At 45.6% G+C, this 18,595-nt stretch carries 21 protein-coding genes and 1 riboswitch; of the genes, 17 read left to right on the top strand and 4 right to left on the bottom strand.

Going from position 1 to position 18,595, the window contains the following annotated elements:
* Nucleotides 1–696: 696 nt before the first annotated feature.
* The 16 genes from MKY95_RS21910 to MKY95_RS21835 all read left to right on the top strand — a co-directional run bounded on the left by MKY95_RS21910 (nucleotide 697) and on the right by MKY95_RS21835 (nucleotide 15,751).
* Entirely contained in the window at nucleotides 697–1,353 is a 657-nt protein-coding gene (locus tag MKY95_RS21910) for a stage V sporulation protein AA (protein WP_017687642.1), read from the top strand.
* The gene (locus tag MKY95_RS21905) at nucleotides 1,334–1,762 is read left to right on the top strand and encodes a stage V sporulation protein AB (RefSeq protein WP_339194397.1); all 429 of its coding nucleotides are present in this window, start codon (nucleotides 1,334–1,336) and stop codon (nucleotides 1,760–1,762) included. Before MKY95_RS21910 ends, MKY95_RS21905 begins: the two co-directional genes overlap by 20 nt.
* 24 nt (nucleotides 1,763–1,786) lie before the next feature.
* Entirely contained in the window at nucleotides 1,787–3,454 is a 1,668-nt protein-coding gene (locus MKY95_RS21900; RefSeq protein ID WP_017687644.1) for a spore germination protein, read from the top strand.
* 103 nt (nucleotides 3,455–3,557) lie between these two features.
* Nucleotides 3,558–4,889 (top strand): diaminopimelate decarboxylase, encoded by a 1,332-nt coding sequence (gene lysA / locus MKY95_RS21895; protein WP_017687645.1) that lies wholly within the window; start codon nucleotides 3,558–3,560, stop codon nucleotides 4,887–4,889.
* 248 nt (nucleotides 4,890–5,137) lie between these two features.
* Entirely contained in the window at nucleotides 5,138–5,569 is a 432-nt protein-coding gene (locus tag MKY95_RS21890) for a peptidylprolyl isomerase (protein WP_017687646.1), read from the top strand.
* 130 nt (nucleotides 5,570–5,699) lie between these two features.
* The gene (locus MKY95_RS21885; RefSeq protein ID WP_339194395.1) at nucleotides 5,700–6,989 is read left to right on the top strand and encodes a hypothetical protein; all 1,290 of its coding nucleotides are present in this window, start codon (nucleotides 5,700–5,702) and stop codon (nucleotides 6,987–6,989) included.
* 169 nt (nucleotides 6,990–7,158) lie between these two features.
* Nucleotides 7,159–7,327: riboswitch (FMN riboswitch) on the top strand.
* Nucleotides 7,328–7,651: 324 nt separating this feature from the next.
* Complete coding sequence (ribD, locus tag MKY95_RS21880) at nucleotides 7,652–8,755, top strand: bifunctional diaminohydroxyphosphoribosylaminopyrimidine deaminase/5-amino-6-(5-phosphoribosylamino)uracil reductase RibD (protein ID WP_339194393.1); 1,104 nt, start codon at nucleotides 7,652–7,654, stop codon at nucleotides 8,753–8,755.
* A gap of 61 nt (nucleotides 8,756–8,816) precedes the next feature.
* The gene (gene ribE, locus MKY95_RS21875) at nucleotides 8,817–9,485 is read left to right on the top strand and encodes a riboflavin synthase (RefSeq protein ID WP_074095672.1); all 669 of its coding nucleotides are present in this window, start codon (nucleotides 8,817–8,819) and stop codon (nucleotides 9,483–9,485) included.
* Between the two features lie 32 nt (nucleotides 9,486–9,517).
* Nucleotides 9,518–10,750 (top strand): bifunctional 3,4-dihydroxy-2-butanone-4-phosphate synthase/GTP cyclohydrolase II, encoded by a 1,233-nt coding sequence (locus tag MKY95_RS21870; protein WP_076318983.1) that lies wholly within the window; start codon nucleotides 9,518–9,520, stop codon nucleotides 10,748–10,750.
* A gap of 102 nt (nucleotides 10,751–10,852) precedes the next feature.
* Nucleotides 10,853–11,320 carry a 6,7-dimethyl-8-ribityllumazine synthase gene (gene ribE / locus MKY95_RS21865; protein ID WP_017687651.1) on the top strand — a complete coding sequence of 156 codons (468 nt, stop codon included), beginning with the start codon at nucleotides 10,853–10,855 and terminating at the stop codon, nucleotides 11,318–11,320.
* Between the two features lie 104 nt (nucleotides 11,321–11,424).
* Nucleotides 11,425–12,225: a segregation/condensation protein A gene (locus tag MKY95_RS21860; protein ID WP_051447057.1), complete on the top strand. Its 801-nt coding sequence runs from the start codon at nucleotides 11,425–11,427 to the stop codon at nucleotides 12,223–12,225.
* Nucleotides 12,194–12,850, top strand: coding sequence for an SMC-Scp complex subunit ScpB (gene scpB, locus MKY95_RS21855; protein WP_036607834.1), 657 nt, complete (start codon nucleotides 12,194–12,196; stop codon nucleotides 12,848–12,850). Before MKY95_RS21860 ends, scpB begins: the two co-directional genes overlap by 32 nt.
* A 188-nt stretch (nucleotides 12,851–13,038) precedes the next feature.
* Nucleotides 13,039–13,770 (top strand): DUF2953 domain-containing protein, encoded by a 732-nt coding sequence (locus tag MKY95_RS21850; RefSeq protein WP_339194388.1) that lies wholly within the window; start codon nucleotides 13,039–13,041, stop codon nucleotides 13,768–13,770.
* A gap of 147 nt (nucleotides 13,771–13,917) precedes the next feature.
* Complete coding sequence (gene ytfJ / locus MKY95_RS21845) at nucleotides 13,918–14,400, top strand: GerW family sporulation protein (protein ID WP_036607830.1); 483 nt, start codon at nucleotides 13,918–13,920, stop codon at nucleotides 14,398–14,400.
* A 161-nt stretch (nucleotides 14,401–14,561) separates the two neighbouring features.
* A complete protein-coding gene (locus tag MKY95_RS21840; RefSeq protein ID WP_036607828.1) occupies nucleotides 14,562–14,987 on the top strand; it encodes a phage holin family protein in 426 nt (141 codons plus the stop codon).
* Complete coding sequence (locus tag MKY95_RS21835) at nucleotides 14,984–15,751, top strand: N-acetylmuramoyl-L-alanine amidase (RefSeq protein WP_051447056.1); 768 nt, start codon at nucleotides 14,984–14,986, stop codon at nucleotides 15,749–15,751. The genes MKY95_RS21840 and MKY95_RS21835 overlap by 4 nt, the downstream gene beginning before the upstream one ends.
* Before the next feature lie 24 nt (nucleotides 15,752–15,775).
* Here MKY95_RS21835 and MKY95_RS21830 read toward each other — a convergent pair whose 3' ends face one another.
* The 4 genes from MKY95_RS21830 to MKY95_RS21815 form a co-directional block, all read right to left on the bottom strand.
* Nucleotides 15,776–15,964, bottom strand: a complete 189-nt coding sequence (locus tag MKY95_RS21830; RefSeq protein WP_036607825.1) for a hypothetical protein — start codon at nucleotides 15,962–15,964, stop codon at nucleotides 15,776–15,778.
* A 180-nt stretch (nucleotides 15,965–16,144) separates the two neighbouring features.
* Nucleotides 16,145–16,372 (bottom strand): hypothetical protein, encoded by a 228-nt coding sequence (locus tag MKY95_RS21825; protein WP_036607823.1) that lies wholly within the window; start codon nucleotides 16,370–16,372, stop codon nucleotides 16,145–16,147.
* 174 nt (nucleotides 16,373–16,546) lie between these two features.
* Nucleotides 16,547–16,816, bottom strand: a complete 270-nt coding sequence (locus tag MKY95_RS21820; RefSeq protein WP_036607821.1) for a hypothetical protein — start codon at nucleotides 16,814–16,816, stop codon at nucleotides 16,547–16,549.
* A 184-nt stretch (nucleotides 16,817–17,000) separates the two neighbouring features.
* Nucleotides 17,001–17,741: a GT-D fold domain-containing glycosyltransferase gene (locus MKY95_RS21815; protein ID WP_036607819.1), complete on the bottom strand. Its 741-nt coding sequence runs from the start codon at nucleotides 17,739–17,741 to the stop codon at nucleotides 17,001–17,003.
* Nucleotides 17,742–17,931: 190 nt separating this feature from the next.
* Here MKY95_RS21815 and MKY95_RS21810 point away from each other — a divergent pair, with 190 nt between their 5' ends.
* Nucleotides 17,932–18,591: a hypothetical protein gene (locus MKY95_RS21810; protein ID WP_036607816.1), complete on the top strand. Its 660-nt coding sequence runs from the start codon at nucleotides 17,932–17,934 to the stop codon at nucleotides 18,589–18,591.
* Nucleotides 18,592–18,595: the final 4 nt, after the last annotated feature.

The raw sequence follows: 18,595 nt of genomic DNA, 5'->3' as shown, positions 1-18,595 counted from the left end.
TCATCTTTCAATTCCCTCCCTGCCCACTCCCCAGCATATTTATTTCAAACGTTTGGAAACGGGAGGACGATGGGCAGCGGAGGGATGGAATCGGTCAAAAGGAGCGAAGCGTGAGGGCTCATCTAAGGATACATAAGCAACGCAGGCGGTAGATTAGACCTGAAGAAGCGAAGCGTGCGCCTTTGTCTCCAAATTTCTACCCAGTTGTATTCTAAGACGCATGCAGAAGGTAACTTCAAAAGTCATAGAATTTTGAGAAAAACACCCCCAAAAAGCTCATCTTTCAATTCCCTTCCTGCCACCTCCCCAGCATATTTATTTCAAACGTTTGGAAACGGGAGGACGATGGGCAGCGGAGGGATGGAATCGGTCGAAAGGAGCGAAGCGTGAGGGTTCATCTAAGGATACATAAGCAACGCAGGCGGCAGATTAGACCTGAAGAAGCGAAGCGTTCGCCTTTGTCTCCAAATTTCTAACACTTAGAAATCAATCATAAGAATTTGGAGACAACAGCGATCAGAAGGTTGGTCTGCCGTCGGAGTGTCTGCGTGTATCCTCCCCCCGAGCAACAGCGACCAATGACCGATCCATCCCGCAGCGTCAACTAAACATTCCACCTTTTTTCCAACCAGTTTGTAATAAATTTGCACATTCTTCAAATACTAACCTAAATTACGCAGTAAAGGAGTGCTATGGATGTCCCAGACACCCACTCCAATGGTCTATATTCGTCTACGCAGCCGTATTCGCATCCAGAGGGGCAGAGCAGTCAAGCTTGGAGACATTGCACATGTACTGACCTCTTCAGAAGACCAAGAGGGCAGGCTATTGGAGCTTGAACTGCTAAGCCCTGGACCAGAGGATGGCAATCTGATCCTCATTGATATATTGCAGATTATTCCCCAAATTCGGCACATCTTGCCGGAGGTAAGTGTGGAACTGATAGGATCAGGCCATACGTTGGTTGAAGTCATTGCGGGAAATGGTCAACCTTCCAAGTCTCTGTTCATATTGGTTTGGCTGCTGCTGTTCTTCGGATCGGCCTTAACCATTATGAATTTTCATGCCGATGTGAACATGCAGGAAGTACAGATTCGTATTGTGGAGATGCTTACTGGGCATCGGGACGAACATCCCTATCTGTTCCAAGTGGCGTATTCCATTGGCATTGGATTCGGAATGGCCGTATTTTTTAATCATTTGTTCAAGAAAAAGTGGAATGAGGAACCTACCCCGCTAGAAGTGGAGATGTTTCTATACCAGCAAAATGTAGATAAATATGTGGTGATTGAAGAGAGCGAACGGATGCATGAGCAGGAACGCAGGGAGATGAATGCGGATGAGCGTTCTTAATGGAGCAATCAGCATTGTATTGGGTATTGCAGGTGGAATTGCCGTAGGGAGCGGCGTAATTGCGCTCATTCTGGTGCTCGATATGATTCCCAGGTTGGCTCAACTTACGCAATCTTATGACAAGACTCACTGGTACGAAGGGGCAATAATTGGTGGTTCACTGCTCGGGACGGTGGCGGACTTCTGGCATTGGAAAATGCATGGGGTGCTGCTGCTCAGCCCAATCGTTGGTTTGTTCTGTGGCGTGTTCATCGGTCTGCTCGCCGCAGCGCTCACCGAGGTACTCAATGTACTGCCCGTGCTAGCCAAACGATTGGGCATGAAACCTTATTTGTTTGGATTACTGCTCGCCATGATTTTGGGCAAAATGACAGGTTCCCTGTTTGATTTTTTCATATATCAGCGGTAACTCGTGGCCATAGGAGGATGGAAGATGGATGAACGAACGGAGCACACAGGCCAGGAAAATAGTGAAGGTATAACGGAAGAGATGTTACACAAGTCTGCTTATGAGATTCAGAAGGAAGAAGAAGAGAAAGCGTACAATAAGAAAAAACAAAATGAGATGTCCGACAGCATTGAGGAATCCGTACAATATTGGCAGGAAAACGATGATATCTCCCCACGCATGAGTGAGAATAGATATACACTGCAACAGGTACTGGGGCTTGGAGAATCGTTCGACGTGAATATGAGGGAAATGGTCCTAGGTGGTAAGCACGTTGGATTGCTGATGATCACCGGCTTTGCCAAGGATGAGATTTTGCTTGAAGTCTTGAAAAGATTAACCTATCTCACGCCGGATGACGTCTCAGGACATGCACTCAAATCCTATTTTGAATGTTACATTCCCCACATTCAGGTGGAAAAAGTCGAGAAGATGAGTGCTGTCATCAACAAGGTCCTTACCGGTATGAGCGCAATGTTCGTTGAAGGAGATCGCTCGGTCTTAATTATGGATACCCGGAGTTACCCAGTTCGTTCACCAGAAGAACCTTCATTGGAAAGGGTGGTCCGCGGTTCCAGAGACGGCTTTACCGAAACGCTCTTGACCAACGTGACCTTAGTGCGTCGCAGAATACGCGACCCTGGACTGAAATTTGAGATCATGCAGGTGGGGCGGAGAACACAAACCGATGTCTGCGTGGTGTACATTGACGATATTGTGGATAAAGTGCAGGTGGATTCAGTCCGGGAAAAAATTCAACGAGTGGATATCGATGGTATTCCCGCCGCCGATAAACAGCTGGAAGAAGCGATTATCAACAAGGGATGGAATCCGTTCCCACTCGTTCGTTATTCGGAACGACCAGATGTTACAGCTTCTCATTTGCTGGAAGGACGAGTCGTCATTTTCGTAGACACTTCCCCCAGTGTGATGATTCTACCAACGACCTTTTTCGACCTATGTGAGCATGCGGAGGAGAACAGACAGACGGCCTTGATGGGAACATATTTACGATGGGTGCGTTTTGCAGGGATTCTCATCTCGTTGTTTTTGCTACCATTATGGCTTCTCATGGTTATTGACCCTTCGATTAAACCGATGGGACTTGACTTCATTGGTCCGCAGGAAAATGTAAAGCTGCCGTTAATTCTACAGTTTCTCCTGATCGAACTGGGCGTCGATTTATTACGGATGGCAGCGGTTCATACGCCTACACCTCTGGCATCGGCCATGGGCTTGATCGCGGCCATTCTAGTTGGGGATATCGCCGTCAAAACAGGATACTTTGTCAATGAGGTTGTGCTCTATATGGCCATCGCAGCCATCGGTATGTTTGCCACGCCAAGTTACGAATTGGGTCTCGCCAATAGGCTGGTCAGGCTGGTTCTGCTAGTCGCTGTTGCGATATTCAAGGTTCCGGGTTTGGTCGTGGGCTGTACATTGCTCATATTGGCGCTCACCGTTCACCGGTCGTACAATTCTTCGTATCTCTGGCCTTTTATACCGTTTAATGCAAAGGCCCTGGGCAACTTTTTATTCCGGCTTCCGCTACTGGAAAATAAAAAACGTCCATCATTCAATAAAACCCGTGACAACACCAAAATGTCCGATGATCCGGACGGAGAACTGCAAAAAAGTAAAAAACACAAATGATCTTCCGAAAAATCCATTCATCTCGCTGCCTAATTTGATATACTGGTGTAAAATCATTGGAATATCAATTGTTCCAGTATATAAAAAGTGAGGAATGCAGATTATGTATTTACATGGTACAAGTAAAATAAATGCGCAAGGACATCTGGAGATTGGCGGAGTTGATGCAACAGATCTGAAAGAACAGTTTGGAACTCCCCTGTACGTTGTGGACGAGCAATTGGTTCGCGAGCGTTGCAGAGAGTACATGGAAGCATTCCGTGCTTCCGGATTGGGCTTCCAGGTTGCTTACGCAAGTAAAGCATTCTGTGTAATGGCGATGTGTGCCCTTGCAGCTGAAGAAGGACTTTCCCTGGATGTCGTATCTGACGGTGAACTGTTTACTGCACTGCAAGCAGGATTCCCGGCTGAGCGCATTCACTTCCACGGTAACAACAAAACGCTGGAAGAGATCGAAATGGCTCTTGATGCAGAGATTGGATGTTTTGTTGTTGATAACTTCAATGAATTGCATCTGTTGCAGGCTGTAGCAGCGGACAAAAATCGTAAAGTAAACATTTTGCTTCGTGTGACGCCTGGTGTTGAGGCACATACGCATGAATATATTTCCACAGGTCAAACGGATTCGAAATTTGGATTTGATATCGGCAATGGTACAGCATTTGAAGCGATTGACTTGGCTTCCAAGCAGTCTAACCTGGTATTGCTCGGTGTGCATTCCCACATCGGTTCCCAGATCTTCGAAGTTGAAGGCTTCCAGATGGCGGTTCAACGTGTTGCTGAATTTGCAGCAAGTGTATATGAGCGTCTTAATGTTGCTTTCAAAGTGGTTAACCTTGGTGGTGGATTCGGAATCCGTTATATCGATGGAGATACGCCGCTTGAAGTTGCACAATACGTGAAGGCTATTACAGACGCCGTTAAAAATCATTTTGCTCAAATCGGCTATGCCGTACCTGAGATCTGGGTTGAGCCAGGCCGCAGCATCGTGGGTGAAGCGGGAACAACGCTGTATACCGTTGGAACAAGCAAAGACATTCCAGGCGTGCGTAAATACGTTGCCGTTGATGGTGGTATGACTGATAACCCACGTCCTGCTTTGTATGAATCCAAGTATGAAGCTGTGCTTGCCAACCGTGCGAATGAGGCTGCTCAGGAAACGGTATCTGTTGCGGGTAAATGTTGCGAGAGTGGCGATATGTTGATCTGGGATCTGGACCTGCCAAAAGTGGAAAGTGGCGATCTGCTCGCTGTAGCTTGCACAGGTGCGTATAACTACTCCATGGCGAGCAACTACAACCGGATTCGTCGTCCGGCCGTTGTATTTGTCAAAGACGGTCAAGGGGATGTCGTGGTACGCCGTGAGACGTATCAAGATATCATCCAGAATGACCTGGTACCTGCGCGCATTGGAAAGCAGCCAGTTACTCGCTAATTCGTCAAAAGATAATGCGATTCTGCATTATTCAAGATATAGGGATTTTGCAGTTGAAGCAGATGAAAAGGGAACTTCCTTTTTCGTCTGCTTTTTGCGTATTTGAGCTAAATCATGAAAAAAGTTGCCGTTTTTTTTGCGATCCAGACATTTTCGGTGTACACTAAGAAAAGTGCTGTAATGCTTGGCCCAGGGTCATGCGTTCTGGCACCATTAACGATGGTCAATACGAAAGGAGTCATTTACATATGGCGAAACAAGCGAAAATTAAATTGGCAAACGGCGGAGAAGTTCTGATCGATCTGTTCGATCAAGAAGCTCCAAACACAGTAGCAAACTTTGAGAAACTGGCTAACTCCGGTTTCTACAATGGTCTTACATTCCACCGCGTTATTCCGGGCTTTGTAGCTCAAGGCGGATGCCCTAACGGTAGCGGTGCAGGTGGCCCAGGTTACACAATCAACTGTGAAATTAACCCGAACAAACATGAGCGCGGAACACTTGCTATGGCACATGCTGGCCGTAACACAGGTGGAAGCCAGTTCTACATCTGCTACCAACCACAACCACATTTGGATGGACAACATACTGTATTTGGTAAAGTAACTAAAGGTATGGAGTTCGTGGACGCTTTAGAAGGTAAAGACAAAATGGAAACTGTTGAAGTTGTAGAAGCTTAATACCTTCACCTTAACTGGATCCAAACATGAAGTGCTTCTTTTATAGAAGCACTTTTTTTATTTTTTACATACTTCAAATCGATAATTAGAAAGGATGAATATAACCTTGGATATGGTTACTCAGCTAAGCTTGTTAAAACAAATTTATAGTGAGCGCACGTTGTGGGATGAAGAACTGCAGGCATCGCGCCATGTCGTTCCGGATAGTCTATCGGTAAAGGATCGAGAAGCGCTTGAGGCAGCCGGGCATGAACCGAATCGCTTTGTACGTCCGCAACATGATGAAACGATTACTGAGCTGAAAAAAGTTGCGAATCAATGGACGATCAATGATGCAGCGCAGGCCTTTGTATCCTCTTTGTGGTCAGCACCCATGATCTGGCGTTCGTTGCTTACGGGCAAGCTTATTGCGAGCAGTATGCCAAGCCATGAACATACGCCATATCCATCTTCGAACACTTGTAAGATCTGCGGATTAAGTGTAGATCAAGCAACCGACACAACGCTACAATGGTATTGGCGGATGACCAATGGAACACCGTTGGACGGTGATCCTTTTGGATATGTGTTGGCACTTCGAGAGCTGGCTACCGCGCAGGAGCTTCCAATACCCAATAAGTACGACCGCTGGACATTCCGTGCGGTGTTAACGGTGTTGCGCGAATTACCTCCCAAAACACGTTACAGCAAGGCAGCAGTAGCGCTCAAGAAGGAACGTCTTTTGCCTACACAGAAGGAATATGCCTACCGTGATTTACTTGAGACGTTAGCTCTGATTGGCATATTGGATACGCCGGAACATCCTGGAATGATCACGGAATTCACCTCTTACATGCAGCGTGACGCACGCCCCAATGTGCGGGTTGAAGTGCAGGCCCCTCTGGCGTGGTGGGACTCATCTGTCGGAATTAATGAGAACAACCTGAACAAGATATTTCATGATTTTGATCTGAATAACATATCACTTGCGGATAAGCCTGATGAGAGTCCAGCTGTAAAGGACACGATCTTAGGGGCATTGGAGAAGAAGAGAAGTGTTCGCGGAAAAGTACCAAAGGCATCTCCTGATGCAGGTACCGGGGAGGTACAGTCTGGCGATGTGTATGCTGTTCGGGTCCGGGAAGGTGTATGGGTGACTGTATATTGTCATGAAGTCAGAGACAAGCGCGTCATTGTCGAATATCTGGATGGAGTCTTCCCAGAGATGCCGGGAAAAGCAGATTTGCATGGGACGTTTCGACCGAGAGCGAATGGACGCTGGAAATGCTCGGCTATTGCGATTGATTCCACAAGTTGGGTCAGAAGGGTGGCAAGAGAGTTTCCGCTTCCGACTTCGCCCCTGCAAGAACCTGACCGCACTCCATTCCATAATGCCAAAGAATTAAAGCATATGGCGAGCTGGTGTTTTCCTGATATGTAGAATGTTGCGATGGATGTGAAAATGGGCCACCAAGCAAAAACCGTACCTCCTTGAGAGGAAGCGGTTTTTTGTTGTTTCTTAGCTTATTAAAAGTTAGTATGTGACAAAAAGGAACAAAAAACAATTGATTTTTTGGCATTAAAGTGCTAACATCCAAGTAATAACGAAAGCAATCCTTCAGGGCAGGGTGTAATTCCCTACCGGCGGTGATGCAGGAAGTGTAAGGACCTATGTGTCCAGCACTTGATGCAAAGTCCGTGACCTGTCTGCCATTGGCAGATGGCTGATCTGGTGTAATTCCAGAACCGACAGTATAGTCTGGATGGGAGAAGGAGAGGTGCAGACCTAACAGGTTTGCATTCAGCAGGAGTATTGCTGCACAGTCACGATTTTATGATGTCTTGCACTGTGCAGGGAAGATCCGGATACGCCGGACAGTTCCATACATATGCCGCACTATAAAAGCTCTTTACCTGTGATTGATGTTCATTAAGGTATGTGTCTATTTTCACTTGCCCGAAATGAAGATTTGGGCAAAGTGTTGGCGTGCTGTATCCATTTCACTCCTGCTGGTGACATTTGTCTCTCATCATCCCCATCGAACTGATTGTTCGACGGGGATTTTTTAATAAACAAGACTTTAAACCGCGGGGTGAACGGATTTGGAAATGATCAATGATGAATTTTATATGGCACTGGCATTGGATATGGCGGAACGAGCACAGGGACAGACCGGGATTAATCCGGTTGTTGGATGTGTAGTTGTGAAAGAGGGTCGTATTGTAGGCCTGGGGAGCCATCTGAAACGTGGAACCGGTCATGCAGAGGTGCATGCACTTAACATGGCAGGCAGTGATGCAGAAGGAAGTACGGTATACGTTACACTTGAGCCTTGTAGTCATTATGGCAAGACGCCACCTTGTAGTGAACGCCTGATTCATGAAAAGGTGAAACGTGTTGTGGTATGTTGTGAAGATCCAAATCCGCAAGTATCCGGCAGGGGCATAAGCATGCTTCGTCAACAAGGCATTGAAGTTGAAGTTGGCGTACTGCGTGAGCGAGGAAGACGTATGAATGAAAAATTCATTAAGTTTATTACAACGGGTCTACCTTTTGTGACACTGAAAACGGCTACTACTTTGGATGGGAAAATTGCTACTCGCAGCGGAGACAGCAAGTGGATCTCTAACGAGCCCGCTCGTGAGATTGTGCATGCCCTTCGTCATCGTCACCAGGGAATCATGGTTGGCGTCGACACGGTAATCGCCGATAATCCGGAACTTACTACCCGTTTGCAAGTCGAAGGCATTAGTCCAGTGCGCATTGTAGTGGATTCCAAGTTACGTCTTCCCGTAGGTGCCAAAATGGTTAAGGATGGTCTTGCTCTAACATGGGTGCTGACAACAGACGAAGCCAGTCCTGAAGCTGCTGAACGTTTGGAAGCCTACGGCGTCGAGATTATACGCTGTGGTCCTGGACCACGTGTGGATCTGTTGAGCGGACTTAGCAAGTTGGGTGAACGTGATATAGGTTCGATTTTGCTTGAAGGTGGAGGCACCTTGAATGGAGCCATGTTGGAGGCACGGTTGGTTGATCGACTGCTTATGTTTATCGCTCCGAAGATTGTAGGCGGTTATGATACACCTGGAAGCTTCCGCTTCGAGGGTGTGGAACGTATGAATCAGGCGATTCAATTGAATCAGTTGGAGATTGAACAAGTTGGAGATAATATCAGCATTGGTGGTATTCCGGTGTGGCCTGAATAAATAAATGGATTTGAAAGTAGAAAGTTAGGTTTTTTATAACTTGAAAAAGGGAGGCGGCAGCATGTTTACCGGTTTGGTGGAAGAAGTCGGTCAGATCCGGCGTATTGGTCGGAAAGGCGAAGCGATGGTCCTGAATATCGGAGCTTCCGCCATCATGGACGATCTGAAGATTGGTGATAGTGTAGCAGTGAACGGCGTGTGCTTAACTGCGACAACGCTCGAAGGTGGAGGTTTTACCGCCGATGTAATGCCTGAAACCTATCGCCATACCAATCTCAGTCAGCTGCAATCTGGCAGTAAAGTTAATCTGGAGCGGGCCATGCAATCAGGCGGTCGTTTTGGCGGACATATCGTACAGGGCCATGTTGATGGTACTGGAGTGATTGGCAGTATAACACGTGATCAGAATGCAATTGTGTTTGAGATTAAGCCTGATGATCACCAGTTGTTCAAATATCTGATCCCCAAAGGATCGGTTACACTGGATGGCATTAGCTTGACCGTTGTCCATACGTCGGATACCGCATTCACGGTTTCCATTATCCCGCATACCATTGGTGAAACTGTACTAAATGTGAAAAAGACAGGGGATACCATTAATATCGAATGCGATATTTTGGGCAAATATGTGGATCATCTGCTCCAGTATGGGAGAGGACATCGGGAGACAGATGCTGGCAAGCCGCGCAGTATCAGTGAAGATTTTCTCTCCAATCACGGATTTGCATAAATAGAGAACAGAAATTAACTGGAGGTGGACCAATGTCAGAACAATCCATTCTGGACACAATAGAAGAAGCCATATATGATCTCATGCGAGGTAAACCTGTCATTGTTGTGGATGATGAAGATCGGGAGAATGAAGGCGATTTTATCGCTTTGGCCGAAAAGGCGACGCCTGAAGTCATTAATTTCATGATTACCGAAGGTAGAGGTCTGGTCTGTGTTCCGATTACACAACAACGTGCGGACGAACTTAACCTGAAACCGATGGTTCAACAAAATACGGATTTCCATGGAACAGCCTTCACCGTCTCTGTGGATCACAAAGATACAACAACAGGTATCTCGGCACATGAACGTTCTATTACTGTGAAAGGCCTAATCGATCCTGAGGCAAAAGCCGGGGACTTCCGTAAGCCTGGTCACATGTTCCCGCTGATTGCAAAAGACGGCGGTGTACTTCGTCGTGCCGGACATACGGAAGCGGCTGTAGATCTCGCTATCATGTGTGGTTCCTACCCTGCTGGCGTTATTTGTGAAGTGATTAAGGAAGATGGCACGATGGCCAGACTTCCGGATCTGCAGGAGATTGCCCGCAAGCATGATCTGAAGCTGATCAGTATTCAGGACATGATTCGTTACCGTAACGAAAAAGAGCAACTGGTTCAACGTGAAGTGGCTGTGCGTATGCCGACGGACTTTGGTGAGTTTCAAGCGGTGGCTTATACAAACGCTGTGGACAATAAGGAACATGTGGCTCTGGTCAAAGGAGAAATTGATGGTTCGAAACCCGTACTTGTACGTGTACACTCTGAATGTTTGACAGGTGATGTATTCCATTCGCATCGTTGTGACTGTGGTCCGCAGTTTGATGCGGCACTCAAACAGATCCACGAGGAAGGCAATGGCGTACTGCTTTATATGAGACAGGAAGGTCGGGGTATTGGCCTGATCAACAAACTCAAAGCCTATAAGTTGCAAGAGGAAGGTATGGATACTGTTGATGCAAACCTGAGTTTGGGTTTTGCTGCTGACTTGCGTGATTACGGAATTGGCGCTCAAATTCTGAAAGACCTTGGGGTTCGTCAGATCAGACTGCTAACTAACAACCCTCGTAAAATTAAAGGCCTTGAAGGATATGGACTTGAAGTCGTAGAGCGTGTCGCGATCCAGATGGAGGAGAACGAGGACAATACGGTGTATCTTCATACCAAGCAAGCCAAGCTGGGGCATATGCTCAAGTTTGATGATATCGAGCAGAACGAACAGTAAATATATTTTAGATGAATAACGTTCACCATGTAATTTATGGAAGAGATTACTTAGGGATTTCCGTTACTTACATTACATTATACCGTTAGGGAGATGACTTGAATGCCACAATTTTTTGAAGGACATTTAGTATCAGAAGGATCCAGATATGGAGTTGTCGTTGGACGTTTTAACGAATTCATTACCAGTAAATTGCTTAGCGCAGCACTCGATGCATTCAAACGCCACGGCGTGCAGGATGATGAAGTGGATGTAGCCTGGGTTCCAGGTGCGTTCGAAATCCCTTTGATTGCGCAGAAAATGGCGGAGAGCGGCAAGTATGATGCGGTGATTACCCTGGGAACCGTTATTCGTGGATCAACTACGCATTACGATTATGTGTGCAACGAGATGGCTAAAGGGGTAGCAGCAATTAACCTGAAAACTGGCGTGCCTACGATCTTTGGACTGGTTACAACAGAAAATATTGAACAAGCGATTGAACGTGCCGGAACCAAGGCGGGTAACAAAGGATGGGATGCAGCTACGGCGGCAATTGAGATGGCAAACTTGACGAAACAGCTAAAATAGTGCTTATTTAATAGTAGTGCCCTGCTTTGCGCAGACGAACACGGGAAACCGGATTCGGACGGCTTAGCAGGGTTTTGGATTTTTCTGGCGGGAGGATTCGTCTAGTGACGGTAGTTACATACAAACTGGAGACTTTTGAAGGGCCTTTGGATCTGCTGCTTCATCTGATTGATAAGGCTGAAATTCATATCCAGGATATTCCCATCAGCGATATTACCGATCAATACATGGCGTATCTGCATTCGATGCAGGAACTGGAACTGGATATTACGAGTGAATTTCTGGTCATGGCAGCAACATTGCTGTCGATCAAGAGCAAACTTTTACTGCCCAAACCACCGGTCATTGAGGACTTAGAGGATTATGATTATATGGAAGAAGAAGATTATGATCCACGTGCAGAGCTGATTGCGCGTCTGATAGAATATCGCAAGTACAAGGGAATTGCGCGTCATCTTCATGAACGGGAGTGGGAACGCAGTCTTATATTTTCCAAAGAGCCCGAGGATCTGCGCCCCTATATGCCCGTAGAAGCCCAATCGAACCCGGTTGAGGGTTTACACACCTCTGACCTGATTGCAGCATTTCAGAAGGCGCTACGCAAGGCTGAGAAGCGTACAACCGTAACCCGGATCAAACGGGATGAGATTTCGGTTAAGGATCGGATACGGGATGTCATCGGCGCTTTGGAAAGTATGGGGCCGGGAGGCAGGCTGTTATTCTCCAAGTTGATGGATGAACATATCTATCGCCATGAGATTGTTGTCACTTTTCTGGCGGTGCTGGAACTGATGAAGATGAAGCAGATTGTCTGTTATCAGGAACGGATGTTTGAGGATATCGTTATGGAGTGGAGAGGGGAAACAAAGAATCATGGATTTTCCGAAATTGAAATCGATTATTGAAGGCCTGCTGTTTTTGTCCGGAGAAGAAGGTCTGAGTATCAAACAAATCGCCGAGATCGTCGACCAGCGAGTGGAGCTTGTAACGGACGCGATTGAGGAGATGATTCATGAATTTTCACAGCAGGGACGAGGTGTACAGATTCTCAAGATCGCTGGTGTAGTTCAGTTGGGCACCTTGCCTGACCACGCTGTATATTTCGAGAAACTGGCATACTCTCCCGCGCGTACGTCCTTATCCCAAGCGGCTCTGGAGACGCTGGCTATTGTAGCGTACCGGCAGCCCATTACACGGGTAGAGATTGAGGAAATCCGCGGTGTAAAATCGGAGCGGGCCATCCATACGCTTGTGAATAAGGATCTAATTATTGAAGTGGGACGAGCCGAGGCGATCGGACGACCAATTCTGTATGGAACGACCAAGTCATTCCTGGATTATTTCGGACTGGCTTCAATTAAAGACCTTCCGGAACCAGGTTTGTTCGAAGATTCGGAAAACCTGGAAGAAGAGACACAACTGTTATTCAACAAACTGGATTTGCAACAACTGGAACCGGAAAGTGCTGATCCGGCGGATGATCTAAGTCATATCGACAACGAAGACGATAATAACGATTCTTCACTCTAATTTGCAAGCTCATACTAACCGACACCCATCAGTGGAGTCGGTTTTTTTGTGCATTGTTTTAGATAAATGGTGAATAGAACAGTTTCCAAACAAATATGTAATGGGATTTTTAGGAGAGACGTGAATTTTTTCCTATCCAGAGTGCCATACTAGACGAGAAAAGAATTGAGGGCTTGGAGGTAAGGCCTGTGTGGATTTGGCTTGGAGGAATCGGTTTGTTGTTCGCATTGCTGATTGCCGCAGTCCTCATCTCAAATGTTCATGTACATTTTACATTCAGTAAACATAAAAGTGATGATTACGCCAATATTAATGTTCGTCTTCTCTATGGGATTGTGCGGATTAACTATGAGATCCCGAGTATCGTTTTTCGCAATATGAAGGAAGGTTTTCTGGTCAAGACCGAACAATCCATGAATCATTTGAGAGGCGAGGCCCAGGGTAGCGAGCGGGTCAACAAACGCAAAGTCAAGAAGTGGGCTAAAGATGTGAAAATTATGCTTAGGGCAACGGACGCGCTCAAGCTGTGGCTGAAGCAAACACTCACACGCGTACATATGACCCAACTGTCCTGGGCTACCCACATCGGCGTTGGTCATGCAGCATATACAGCGGTGCTGACGGGTTGGGTGTGGAGTATCAAGTCCATTATTATTGGTTTTCTCACCTATCAGATCCGCTTTGATGAAACACCTGTGCTTCAGGTTATGCCGGTATGGTCCGATGAAATGGAATTTAGAACGGAACTTGATTTCAGAGTGAAAATTCGGATTACAGCCGTTCTGATCGCTGGAGTTACACTACTCACCCGTGTGTTTCAAGTCGAAGGCGGATGGCGGATGTGGTTCAAGCTTCTTCAGGAACAGCGCCGCAGGCATAAGGAGAAGCAAAAGAAGAAACTTAGTGGGACAACAGTATAAAAACCCATCATAGTCGGTCTGTTTTTGGGAATGTAAGGTTGGGATTTGGTGAGTGTATTTAAAATGCTTATTACATAAGTCCCTTCAAGTTTGGGGATGATATGGTTAGATCAAACCTAGCTTACATTGAAACTGGAGGGAATTTAAATGTCAGATCATCCAATTCAAGGCTTAATGGAAACCGCAATGGAAAATATCAAGGCCATGGTGGATGTCAATACAATTGTTGGCGATGCAGTCGAAACACCAGATGGTACCGTGATTCTGCCAATCAGTAAGGTAGGATTCGGATTTGCTGCCGGTGGTAGTGATTTTCACGTTAATGGAGAAAGTAGTGGCAAAAGTGGTGCTACGGGTACCTCTGCTGAACATGCGAGTTCAGCTAAAGTTGCTTCTCCGTTTGGTGGCGGTAGTGGGGGCGGTGTATCCATACGTCCTATTGCGTTCCTGGTGGTAGGTAAACAGGGGGTACACATTGTACCACTTGATAACTCCACACATCTGTTTGAGAAACTCATTGACTCCACCCCTTATGTTCTGGACCGTATTCAAGGCATGTTCCAACGGAATACAACACCAACGAATACTACAGGTGTACCGGTTACACCAGATCCATCAACGTACAGCTGAATCATTTCGTTATGATCCCTCCCGCATCCAAGCGTGAGGGATTTTTGCTGTTTGTATAGCGGATGGTGAGTGTTTTTTCGGAGGTTTCCGTATTGCATGAGACTTATGTCTATGATCCGCCTAACCTAGACATGAAATAGGTTATTAAAGGGGGAACGTTAATGCACAGAGATACCGTGTTTATGGTTTTGTTTGGCTGGCTGCTATCGGCAGTCGTGTATTTGGTAGGAGGAATTGATCACCTGTTTATTGCCGTGACCATCTTTGTGGGGCTGGATTACATCACAGGGGTACTGTCTGCATGGTATAGGAAGGAGTTATCCAGCAGGGTTGGATGGTGGGGGCTTGCTCGTAAGTCATTGACATTTGTTTTTGTCATTATTGCACATCAACTGGATATGGTTGCAGGCAATTCCAATGATTTTATGCGAGATGCAATGTTAATGTTCATCATTGGTACCGAAGGAATCAGTATTTTGGAGAACATGGGGAAACTGGGCCTGCCTGTACCGAAGTTTATCACTTCAGCACTCTTTAAGCTTCGAGGGAATGAAGATCAAGTTGAAGATAAGGAGAAGATGTCATGATACAGATCACCAAGGATTACATACCTGTTAATAAATACAGTCGGGCCGGACTTAAGTTAAAAGCGAAACGTGGAATTGTGATGCATTATACGGCTTCTCCCGGAGCGCCCGCGAAGAACATTAGCAAATACTTTGCAAGTCTGGCACAGCAGGATTCCAATAAAGCAGTGAAAGGTCGTTATGCAAGCGCGCACTTCTCGGTAGATCGAACTTCGATATATAACAGTCTACCGGATGATGAACTGGCCTACCACTGCGGGAGTGCAACATACACGAAGGAAGCTATAGCCAAACTTGGGACATATCCTAACAATAGTACAGTGGGCATTGAGATGTGCATTGAAAAGGATGGCAGTATTCATGAAGATACATTTAATAACGTTGTAGACCTCGCGGTATACCTAATCAGGGAACGGGGCTTTCCACCCGTCTTCTTCACACATAAAGAAGTGGTTGGATGGAAGGAATGCCCGCTGCCATGGATTAAACAACCAGGTGAATATGAAAGATTTAAGCAAGCAGTACATATAAAATTAAACCCACTGCAAGAAATAGCAGTCACGGAGGATGATGATATGAATACCGTTCTTAATTACGCACAATGGGCCTGGAATGAACTTGATCAGTACATTGGAGATGCCTACAACGACAAGGTGATTGAAGATTGGGCATGGGTAGAGAAGGTACGCAAGAAGAAGTTAACCTATGGAGAGTTGCTGTTACTGAAAGTTTTAATTGATGAGCGCAGACGTAAAAAGTCCTGACCTAAAGTACATCTCAGATAGAGGTTATGCCTGTCTGCTGGTTAACCAGGAGTTAAAGTGTGCTGGATCTTTCAAAAAATAAAAATGTTGTATAATCACGATATGATCAGGATACTCAAGTTCATATTGGGTCTGAATCGAGGATTCATCGACGACTCCAATAACAGCGAGTTGATTTGTTTCGATCACATGTGTTGGTGTGGGTGAGCTCATACAACCATCCTTTCGTTTATTAAGTCAGAGTCAACAGGGGCGATGGAGATGTCCATAGTCCCTAGATGACCTATACGAGGCAGGATGGGGAAGGTTAAACTGATCCGTTTCAAAAAAGGTTCAAATTCAAAAAAAACCAGAACCCCACGTCGAATGTGATGTGGGGTTCTGGTTATGTAACTACTCTTTTGAGAACGTGTCCAGGGCCTCATCTGTAAGATGGAGTTCTGCGAAAGCCCTGCATATCTTTTGGAAAGATCTAATGGTATTTGTCTCATACAACATCTCAATGGGATCAAAACCTAACATGACAAGCGAATCCACAAGTTCTGTCTGATCTACTTCTGTATGGTGGAGCGCTTCAAGCATGGTTTCAATAACTGCTAAAAATAAAATGGCTTTATTCACTGTCTCGATTGGTGTCCCCTCCTTCGTAATACTACTAGAATAAGCAGAGGAGGACAGAAAATAACGAGAAATTCCAATTTCTCAGTGATGAATCTATTCAATCTAAAAGTGTGGAGAGAATAACTGGTTGTTGTAAATTAAAATCTGATGATAAGCTCTCCTTTGTATGTAAGATTAAGCTTTTTCGTTTACTTCGTGGAGAATGGAATCAATTAATTCATCATCAATCAGAGTGCTAGCTTTTTCGAGTGCCAACAGAATACCTTGCGGTTGTTCAAAAAAGACTGTAGAGAGAATAGGGGCAACTTCATCTAAATTAATCTTCTCAGCTTTGACCATACTGATCAAAGCAACAACGATCTCATGTCCCTCCACGTTACCTTCCATAAATCTTGTTCGTAAATGAGTTGCTACTATTTCGGTCTTTGACTGCGAGTACGCCATTACATTTCCCTCCAACGGTTTGAATATCTTAGCAGAGCTCCTCTTCATGCAAGTTTAAACCAGGTTAGATTAGGAGTTATCTTAACAATAATAAGGCAGATAGTTTAAATTATCAACAGCTACTAAGTCAATAAAATCGGATTTGGAATCACAGTTTTATCCAGAAAAAAAGACCCGGAGAGGGTCATTTTTTGGGTCTGCCTTCCCAATAATCAGGAAATCCGTTGTAATCCCATGCGTTCAGATTTTCGCTGTCGGCTTGAATGGTAACATCTGCTCCGGAACCAAAGTCAACACCTACGGTTTGCAGTTCTTTGGCCTTAATAACCAGTACCTTGCCGGGTGCACCTGCACACACCAAAGCAAGCTTCCACGGTGTCTGTTGGTAGATATTTTCCATTTGTTTGGATGCTGTGCTCACATGAGACCACGAGGGGCAGTCCACCGTTCCCACGATGCTTGTCCACCCGTATCTCCGCTCCAGAACTTCTCGATATTGCTCGGCCTTGGCTCCGCAGATCAGAATAGGCATGGTCTTGAATGTTTCGTAGAATAACTTGAATCGGGCGATGTAATTATTCTCAAAAGCATAGAAGGTCTCTCTGGGCTCAACTTTGTAATATTCAAGGCACATATCGAATAACGGCTTGAAATACCAGTGATCTGTCTGGATCAGATGTCCGACGTAATCCGCTTTTCGCAGGCAGTGTACGATAATTTCTCTCGCACTTGCATTGGGTAAGGTTATCCCGCAATAGGTAGGGTCGTTCAACCAGCCGTAATGAGACTTGATGAAATCCATAGTCAGAACGGTATCGTGGGCCAGAATGGTGTTGGAAGCATCCCCAAATCGAACAGAAGCATGGGCTTCTCCATCAGAGGCCATTTGGAACCAGTTGTGGATTAGTTCTACACTCCCCAACATGCCTGTCACCTTCTTCCCATGTGTGAATAATGGTTTCTTTGGAATACATATTCATCAACTCCTTCTGTACTAGAATAGGAAAAATGCTTCGTTCTCTCTCTTCTTTTGAGGAATCACTCCTTTTTTGTTCAATGTGCGAAGGTTATTGAGCAACAGTCTAGACTATGTAAAAAGGGAGAGGGGATGGACTGTGAAAAACGTATTTATAGGTAGTCCTGTACGTAATCGGGCTTGGATTATGGAACGGCACTTGCAATCACTTGAGCAACAAGCAGTGCAGAAGCATTATATGTACATCCTGAATGATAGTGAAGATCAGACGGAGCATATCCTTGATTGTCATCAGATTCCTTATCTGACTCATAATCTGGGGAGAACATATGGTCATATACGTGGACAATATTCCTATCACAACCTGGCGTTGTTGAGGAATATGCTTCTAGATGAGTTTCTGAAATCGGACTGTGATTATCTGTTCTCAATTGATACGGATATCATCATTCCTGAGGGTAGCCTACGGCAGTTAATGGATAATGACAAAGATATATGCGCAATGCTTATACGGAATCACCCAAAATTGAAGGCTCATAATGCAATGAGCGGCGGAAAACATATACCTGAATTCAAAGCGGGTTTGTTCCCGGTAGAACTGACAGGTGCCGTATATTTGATTAAGCGTGAAGTGATCGAAGCTGGGGTTCGTTATGGTTCCCATCCAACAGGTGAAGATGCACCATTCTGTGAGCAAGCTAGAAGATTGGGATTTCAATTGTTTGTAGACACTCGGTTGCGTCCCGTTCATGCCTATGCGGAAGGGGTGGAGTTGATTGCTCAATTGGCTGCTTCGTAGAAAA

The organism is Paenibacillus sp. FSL P4-0176 (assembly GCF_037975265.1).
GTDB lineage: Bacteria > Bacillota > Bacilli > Paenibacillales > Paenibacillaceae > Paenibacillus > Paenibacillus amylolyticus.
The sequence above is the reverse complement of the archived record's forward strand: the minus strand, read 5'-3'. Positions and strand labels throughout refer to the sequence as shown.